This window comes from uncultured Limnohabitans sp., assembly GCF_937889215.1.
In the GTDB taxonomy this organism is placed as follows: Bacteria; Pseudomonadota; Gammaproteobacteria; order Burkholderiales; family Burkholderiaceae_C; genus Limnohabitans_A.
On record NZ_CALBEX010000444.1, the window covers coordinates 1 to 7,743 of the forward strand.

Here is a 7,743-nt window from a genome sequence, read left to right on the forward strand (position 1 = left end):
TGCGCAACCACATCGTGGACTTTTTGGTGTCACGCGCCAAAGCCCATTGATTTATTTTTCCTTGAATTTTCAACAACCCCCTCAAGAGGTCTTTCATGAACCGTTTAGACATCACCGAAAAAATCATCGCAGCCAAAGTGTCCAAGGGCATCAAGTGGAGCGACGTCGCCGACAAAGTTGGCCTGTCCAAAGAATGGGTCACCGCCGGGTGCCTGGGCCAAATGACTTTTGACGCCAAGCAAGCCAAGATCATCGGCAAGATATTTGGCCTGACCGCCGAAGAGATCAAGTGGTTGCAAGTGGTGCCCTACAAAGGCTCTTTGCCCACACCCGTGCCCACCGATCCACTTATCTACCGCTGGTACGAAATCGTGAGCGTGTACGGCTCCACCATCAAAGAACTCATCCATGAAGAGTTTGGCGACGGGATCATGAGCGCCATCGATTTCAGCATGGACATCGAGCGCCAAGCCGACCCCAAGGGCGACCGCGTGAACGTGGTGCTGTCGGGCAAGTTCCTGCCGTACAAGCAGTACTGATCGGGCGTGCCCGCTAAGGGCACCATCAAAAGCCGTGGTGAACCAGCTTCACCACGGCTTTTTTGTGTCTGCTGGGCATGGGCTGGGTGTTGTCCGAACAGTCGCAAAGGTGTCTGGCCTGGGTTGTGCAAGGGCTTGATAAAACGGCTTTGCACGCTAAGCTCACAAGGCTTACGAGGGCTCACCCAACATGATCAACAACTTCGTTCCTTCCGTCACCGAAGCGCTGGCGGGTACGGCCGATGGGGCCACCGTCATGATTGGTGGTTTTGGTACGGCAGGCATTCCCGATGAACTGATCGAGGGCCTGTTGGCACAAGGCGCACGCGACCTGACCCTGGTCAACAACAACGCAGGCAATGCCGAGCAGGGCTTGGCCGCTTTGCTCAAGGCGGGCCGGGTGCGCAAGATCATTTGCAGCTTCCCCCGGCAAACCGACTCTTACGTGTTCGATGGTTTGTACCGCTCGGGCCAGCTCGAGTTGGAGTTGGTGCCCCAAGGCAACCTGGCCGAGCGCATCCGGGCTGCGGGCGCGGGCATTGGTGGTTTTTTCACGCCCACGGGTTACGGCACCGAGTTGGCCAAACACGCCGACGGCTCGCCCAAAGAAACCCGCGAAATCGATGGCCGCATGTACGTCTACGAAACGCCGATTCACGCTGACTTGGCCCTCATCAAAGCCGAGCGCGGCGACCGCTGGGGCAACCTGACGTACCGCAAGGCGGCGCGCAATTTCGGCCCCATCATGGCCATGGCGGCGCGCAAAACCGTGGCCACGGTGCACGAGCAAGTGGCCTTGGGTGAGCTGGACCCCGAGACCGTGGTCACGCCTGGCATTTTTGTACAAGCGGTGGTCAAGATTGACCGTGTGGCCACACAGGCCGGAGGCATCAAGGCATGAGCTACACCCGACGCAGCAAAGACGAATTGGCCGCCCGCGTGGCGCAAGATATTCCCGAAGGTGCCACGGTGAACCTGGGCATTGGCCAGCCCACCCTGGTGGCCAACCACATCCCTTCCAGCCGCGAGGTGCTTTTGCACAGCGAAAACGGCATCCTGGGCATGGGGCCGGCGCCCGCCAAAGGGCAAGAAGATTACGACCTGATCAACGCGGGCAAACAGCCCGTCACTTTGTTGCCGGGTGGCGCGTATTTTCACCATGCCGACAGCTTTGCCATGATGCGTGGCGGGCACCTGGACATTTGTGTGCTGGGCGCGTTTCAGGTCAGCGCCACGGGAGATCTGGCCAACTGGCACACGGGTGAGCCCGGGGCCATTCCGGCTGTGGGGGGTGCCATGGACCTGGCCATTGGCGCCAAACAAACTTGGGTGATGATGGACTTGTTGACCAAGCAAGGCCAAAGCAAACTGGTGCAGGCCTGCAGCTATCCGCTGACCGGCATTGGCTGTGTCAAAAGGGTCTACACAGACTTGGCTACGTTGGCGTGTACACCGCAAGGGCTGGAGGTGATCGACATGGTCGAGGGCTTGGGGCTTGAAGAGTTGTCTGCGCTGATCGGGCTGCCGCTCAAGGCGGCCTGAACGCAGCGTGGGGCGTATTCAGGGCTTGTTGTTCAGCGCTCCACAGGCGTCATCAGCAAATCCTCGCTGACGGTCACCCATTGGCCATCGCGGTACAGCAAAGGCAAGCCGTCGTCGTTGTAGCGGCCAGAAATAACTTCACCCACCATGAGGCAGTGCGTGCTTTCCTGCACTTGCCGAATCAAACGGCACTCCAGGCTCATGACGGCGCTGCGAAGACAGGGCGAGCCTGAGTCAAACTGGTCCCATTCCTGCTCGTCAAAGCGTTCATCGCCAAACAAGGGGGCTTGCCCCGCAAACAATTTGGCCAGCTCAATGTGCTCGACCGCCAGCGTGTTCACGCTGAACACCTGGTTGTCGGCCATGTGCGCGTAGCTGAAGGCGTTGCGGTTGATGGCGCAAACCACGGTGGGCGGCTCCACCCCCAAAGACATGAAGGCCGAAACCGTCATGCCCGTGCGGTGGGGTGCCTTGCCGGTGGCGATGATGTTCACCGCCGCCGGGTGCAAGCGCATCAACTGCCTGAAGGCTTGCGGGGTCATGCCGTAGCCGTTTCCAGAGGAGCGTCCACGTTGATCGCCGAGCCCAGGCCCAGCGCGTGGTTGACACGGGGCATGACTTCGTTGGCCATCAGCTCCATCGAGCGGCGTCCCAATTGGGGATCGACCAGGTCCATGCCGGCGTACACGATTTCGCCAAAGGGGCCAGCTTTCTCACGCAAAGCCAAAATTTTGTCGGTCACTTCGTTCACGGTGCCGGTGATGACCAACTCGTCCAGCAAGCGGTCCAGCGTGACATGGCTGTCGTCTTCGTCCGCGTGTTTTTTGAAGATGACGTGCCGCTTGGACATCATCATCTTGGTCAACATTTGGCGGTAGTAATAGCGGTAAGGGCTGTTGGCGTCTGCGCGGCCATAGCGGCTGGCCGTTGCGGCATCGTCGCTCACGAAAATGGTGCGCGCCACGCGCCAGTCGCCAGGGTTGGCCACTTCGTTGACGGAGGTTTTGCCTTCGCAGTAATTGTCCCAATGGCTGGCCAGCCAATGGTCCATCAAGAAGTTGGCCGACATGGGGTGGAAGTCGCGCTTGCCCATGGCAATCACGCCCTTGGAGTGAGGCGCCACCACCGTGCCTACAATTTCTGGCCGGGGACTTTGGAAAGGCTTCATCAAGTGGCCCCGACCGATCGAGGGGACGGAGGTGACCTGCGTGCTGACCTTGAAGCGGTTGTCCGGAAAGTCGATGTTGTAAGGCGGCTCGCGCTCCCAGATGGCCAGGATCACATCGATGGCCTCGGCAAACATCTTGTTGCGGTCTTGGTCCAGGATGCCCAGCGCTTCGGCATCGGATGCCAAGGCCCCGGGGCTGATGCCGAAGATGAATCGGCTCTTGGCCAAGTGGTCAAACATGGCCGCTTGCGAGGCCAGCAGTGTGGGGTGCGAGTGCGACAAGTTGGAGGTGCCGCTGCCCAGTTTGATGGTCTTGGTTTCCGGGATCAAGGTGGCCAAAAAAAGCAAGCTGTTGGTCACGTTTTCGGCTTTGTCAGTGAGGTGCTCGCCCACAAACGCGTCGTAAAACCCAAGCTTATCGGCCAAGATGATGGTTTGCCTGTCCTCATGCAAAGTTTCGGTGGTGTCCCTCTCGAAGGGATGCAAGGGCATGGTGAAGTAGCCTAGGCGCATGACGGGTCCTGTGGGGTGATGAGAATAGCGCTGATTTACTGAGGCGTGATGCCTGCGTCCTTGATGACTTGCGCCCAGCGGGTGATTTCGCTTTCAATGAAACGAGGATATTCGGCTTTGGATACCTTGGATGGTGTCAGGCCCAATTGCGCCAGGCGGGCCAAGAAACCCTCGTCCTTCAATGCCGATGCAATGGCACCGTTGAGCTTTTGCACGACATCCGGTGGCGTGCCTGCGGGGGCGGCCAGGCCCAAGAAGAAGCCCAGCTCATAGCCTGGATAAGTCTCGCCAATGGCTGGTACATTGGACCAGGGCTTGAAGCGTGTGGCTCCTGTCACGCCAATCGCGGTGGCTTTGGGGTTGTCGATGTGGGCCATCGCAGGCAGATATTCCAGAAACAGCACCTGCAACTGGCCGCCGTAGAAGTCTTGCAGGGCCGAGCCGATGCTTTTGTAAGGGATGCCGGTCATGGGTGCGCCGGTTTTGACCTTGAACATTTCAGCGGTCATTTGCGAGGCCGAGTTGTAGTGGCCAAAAAACACCTTGCCCGGGTTGGCTTTGGCATAAGCCGTCAGGTCGGCTGCGGTGCGAATGCCCGAGTCCTTGCTGACCATGGCCACCGATGCGGCCGTGCCGAATTGCCCCAGGTGCTCAAAATCCTTCATGGGTTCGTAAGGTACCTTTTTAAACAGGCTCAAGTTGGCCGCCAGTGTGGTGTTGGTGGTCAGCAAAAGCGTGTAGCCGTCGGCCGGGGCGTTCTTGGCGATTTCTGTGCCCAAGATGCCGTTGGCGCCAGCCTTGTTCTCAATCACCACGCCTTGTTTGAATTGCGCTTCCAAGTACTGGCCAAAGGCCCGTGCTGTGATGTCGCCCGAACCTCCTGGCCCAAAGGGCACCACGATTTTGATCGGTTTGGTGGGAAAGCCTTGGGCGCTTGCCAGGCCCACACACAGACCCAACGGGGCCAGCACACTCCATTTGAGAAATCGAACAAGCTTTTGCATACACAGTCTCCATCTTTGGTTATCGTGGCCAAATTCTAGGAGGGGAGTGTGAATTGACCAAGCTCAAAATTCCAACATGTGGAATTGCGGACCTGTGCTGGTGGATGCGCCAGCTCCGCTAATCGTAAGGGTGAATCCCCTCGTATTCAGAATGCGATGCGCGGGCTTTGTGGGTCCTTGATGGCGGTGCGCCAGGTTTCGGCTTGGGTCGGGTTCATGCGGGCCAGCTCGTATTGCGCCGACATGATGTCGGCCTCATGGGCCAAGGTGGCGGCCAGATCGCTGAGGTAACTGCCCGTCATGCGCTCGAGCGTGGACACGGCGCACAAGGAGGCAATCGGGTAGCGACGCCGGTCAAAAACGGGCACGGCAATGCCCGAGATGCCACGCCCAGATCGGGTTTTGGTCAGGGCGTAGCCGTTCTTGCGTGTCTTTTGGATACCGCTGGACATTTTGCTGAAGGCCTTGTCCTGGCCGCTGCGCAGGCGGTTAAATCCCAGGATGTCGGCGATCTCGTCGTCGGGCAAAAAAGACAAGATGGCCAGACTGAAAGAGCCAATGCCCATGGGCCAGCGGTTGTGCACCTGAAGGATTTCTGAGTTTTGCGGCAGATGGCCCTGACGCTTGTCCAAGCATACGGCATCGTAGCCACAGCGTATGCCCAGGTACACGGTTTCGCCCGTGGCTTCGGCCAAACGTTCAAACGATGGCTGGGCAATGCTTTTGATGTCATGCACGTCCAGCACCGACATGCCCAAGGCATAAACCTCCGGGCCGAGTCGGTAGTTGCGTGTGCCCCAAGGGCGCTCAACCAAGTGCTCATCGAGCATGGCCGAGAGGATGCGGTGCACGGTGGCCTTGGGCAATTGGGACAGGGTGCTGATTTGCATGAGCGCCGCGCCCTGCGAGCCGAAAGTCGACAAGGTTCGCAATAGCAAGGCGGCGCGCGCGATGCTTTGCGCGCCATCGTTTTTAGGTGAAGGGTTCATGGCATGAAGAGGCTCAATCGCTGAGCGCCTGGGCGTCGTTGTGGTGTCAAAAAAGCAAAGTATTCCATGATTCGGAATATTGAAGCGACAAGCCTTGTTGGGTGTGTCAAAGAGGGATCACCCGATTGCCAAGCCAAAAACCGGCACGCATACTTATTTTTGTTGTGCAGCACGGGGCCGCTGAAAACCCCAAATTATCTAAACCACCACGAGACAACCAAAAGGGGCCATTCCAATGACGACATCCAAACGCAAACTCCTGGCTTGGCTGGGCTGCGGCCTATTGGTCAGCGCCAGTATGGGCTCTGCTCAAGGGCAAACCTACCCGCAGCGCCCCATCAAGGCCATCGTGCCTTACGCAGCGGGCGGATTTTCCGACCAGGCCAGCCGCATCATTGCTGAGGCCATGTCCCGCAATCTGGGTCAAAACATCGTCATTGAAAACCGGGCTGGCGGCGGCGGCCGCATTGGCAGCGAGGCCGTCACCAAAATGGCCCCCGATGGTTACCAACTTCTGATGACCACCAACGGCACCAAGACCTATATGGCGGTAGTGGAAAAATCTTTGTCGTATGACCCGGTGAGCGACTTCACGCCGATTTCATTGGTGGGCAAATATGGTTTGCTGATGGTGGTCAACCCCTCAGTGCCCACCAAAACCTTGCCAGAATTTTTGGCTTATGCCCGCGACCCCAAAAACAAGGGCAAGATCAATTACGCCACCTCGGGCATGGGCAGTGGTTTGCACTTTGCGGGCGAGTTGTTCAACGCCATGGCCAAGGTGGACATGGTGCATGTGCCCTACAAGGGCTCGGGCCCCGGCATGCAGGATGTGCTGGCGGGGGTGTGTCAAGTGATTTTTGATGGCGCAGCCAAGCCGCACATCGATGCAGGAAAAGTGAATTTCCTGGGCACCACCAGCTCGGTGCGTGACCCGCGCTACCCGGACGTGCCCACCTTGAGTGAAGCAGGCTTGACCGGTTATGACCTGACCTATTGGGTAGGCATTTTTGCACCCAAAGGCCTGCCTGCCGACATTCAGGCACGTTTGAACGCTTCGGTCAAAACCGCATTGGCCGACCCGGACGTGCAACGCAGACTCAACAACATGGGCATGAGCCTGGTGGGCAGCACGCCCGAGCAAATGGTGCAGGAAATCCGCACCGAAACCGCCAAGCTGCGCCAGATTGCCGCTTCGATTCCCGGTGGAGTGAACTGATGAGTTTTGAGATGAACAACGGGGTGCTACGCCCCCAAGACCGCCTGCCTTTTTCGGCCATCGTCGACAGGCCGCCACTGCGCTTGCCTGAAGGTGTGCGGCTGGTGGTCTGGCCGGTGGTCAACATCGAAGAGTGGGACATCTCGCGCCCGATGCCTCGCATGGTTTCGCCACCGCCCGGTGGACAGGCCCCAGTGCCCGATGTGCCCAACTGGACTTGGCATGAATACGGCATGCGGGTAGGGGTGTGGCGCCTCATGGACGCTTTTAAAAACGTCGGCGTTCGCCCGACCTTGTCGATCAATGCCAAGGTGTGCGAAACCCGCCCCCGCGTGACACAAGCCGCGCTCGACGCGGGTTGGGAATTCATGGCGCATTGCTATGAGCAAATCCCGATTCAAAAAATCCCGGACGAGCGGGCCATGATGCAGCAGACGCTTGATGTGCTGACCCGCTTTACAGGCCAGCGCCCACAAGGCTGGTTGGGCCCGGGTCGCAGCCAGACGCTGGAGACGCCCGATCTGATCAAAGAGTTGGGCATGTCCTGGTTTGGTGACTGGGTGCTCGACGAACAACCGCAATACGTGCACACCCAACATGGACCGCTGGTGTCTGTGCCCTACACCATCGAGCTCAACGACATCAACATCATGCTCACCTCGCACGAGCGTTCGGACGCCATGCTGTTGCGCACCCAAGATGCGTTTGAGCGGCTGTACGCCGAGTCTGCTGACAGTGCCCGCATCATGGCGTTTGGGGTGCACCCTTA

9 protein-coding genes are annotated in these 7,743 nt (G+C 58.7%); 5 read left to right on the forward strand and 4 right to left on the reverse strand.

What is annotated here, in order from left to right; all coding sequences use genetic code 11:
* The first annotated feature begins 95 nt into the window (after positions 1-95).
* From cynS to Q0341_RS11315, 3 genes are all read left to right on the forward strand, one after another.
* On the forward strand, positions 96-539 hold the full coding sequence (gene cynS, locus Q0341_RS11305; protein ID WP_299513284.1) for a cyanase: 444 nt from the start codon (positions 96-98) through the stop codon (positions 537-539).
* A gap of 190 nt (positions 540-729) precedes the next feature.
* Positions 730-1,440: a 3-oxoacid CoA-transferase subunit A gene (locus tag Q0341_RS11310; protein ID WP_299513287.1), complete on the forward strand. Its 711-nt coding sequence runs from the start codon at positions 730-732 to the stop codon at positions 1,438-1,440.
* Positions 1,437-2,081: a 3-oxoacid CoA-transferase subunit B gene (locus Q0341_RS11315; RefSeq protein ID WP_299513290.1), complete on the forward strand. Its 645-nt coding sequence runs from the start codon at positions 1,437-1,439 to the stop codon at positions 2,079-2,081. Before Q0341_RS11310 ends, Q0341_RS11315 begins: the two co-directional genes overlap by 4 nt.
* A gap of 32 nt (positions 2,082-2,113) precedes the next feature.
* Here Q0341_RS11315 and Q0341_RS11320 read toward each other — a convergent pair whose 3' ends face one another.
* The 4 genes from Q0341_RS11320 to Q0341_RS11335 all read right to left on the reverse strand — a co-directional run bounded on the left by Q0341_RS11320 (position 2,114) and on the right by Q0341_RS11335 (position 5,755).
* Complete coding sequence (locus tag Q0341_RS11320) at positions 2,114-2,623, reverse strand: flavin reductase family protein (protein WP_299513292.1); 510 nt, start codon at positions 2,621-2,623, stop codon at positions 2,114-2,116.
* Positions 2,620-3,762: an LLM class flavin-dependent oxidoreductase gene (locus Q0341_RS11325; protein ID WP_299513294.1), complete on the reverse strand. Its 1,143-nt coding sequence runs from the start codon at positions 3,760-3,762 to the stop codon at positions 2,620-2,622. Before Q0341_RS11325 ends, Q0341_RS11320 begins: the two co-directional genes overlap by 4 nt.
* A 35-nt stretch (positions 3,763-3,797) precedes the next feature.
* Positions 3,798-4,766: a tripartite tricarboxylate transporter substrate binding protein gene (locus Q0341_RS11330; RefSeq protein WP_299513296.1), complete on the reverse strand. Its 969-nt coding sequence runs from the start codon at positions 4,764-4,766 to the stop codon at positions 3,798-3,800.
* Positions 4,767-4,912: 146 nt separating this feature from the next.
* Positions 4,913-5,755 (reverse strand): IclR family transcriptional regulator, encoded by an 843-nt coding sequence (locus Q0341_RS11335; RefSeq protein ID WP_299513298.1) that lies wholly within the window; start codon positions 5,753-5,755, stop codon positions 4,913-4,915.
* Positions 5,756-5,990: 235 nt separating this feature from the next.
* Here Q0341_RS11335 and Q0341_RS11340 point away from each other — a divergent pair, with 235 nt between their 5' ends.
* Together Q0341_RS11340 and Q0341_RS11345 are read left to right on the forward strand one after the other, a co-directional pair.
* Positions 5,991-6,974 carry a tripartite tricarboxylate transporter substrate binding protein gene (locus Q0341_RS11340; RefSeq protein WP_299513300.1) on the forward strand — a complete coding sequence of 328 codons (984 nt, stop codon included), beginning with the start codon at positions 5,991-5,993 and terminating at the stop codon, positions 6,972-6,974.
* On the forward strand, positions 6,974-7,743 hold a 770-nt coding region (locus Q0341_RS11345), incomplete at its 3' end, for a polysaccharide deacetylase family protein (protein WP_299513303.1). The genes Q0341_RS11340 and Q0341_RS11345, both read left to right, overlap by 1 nt.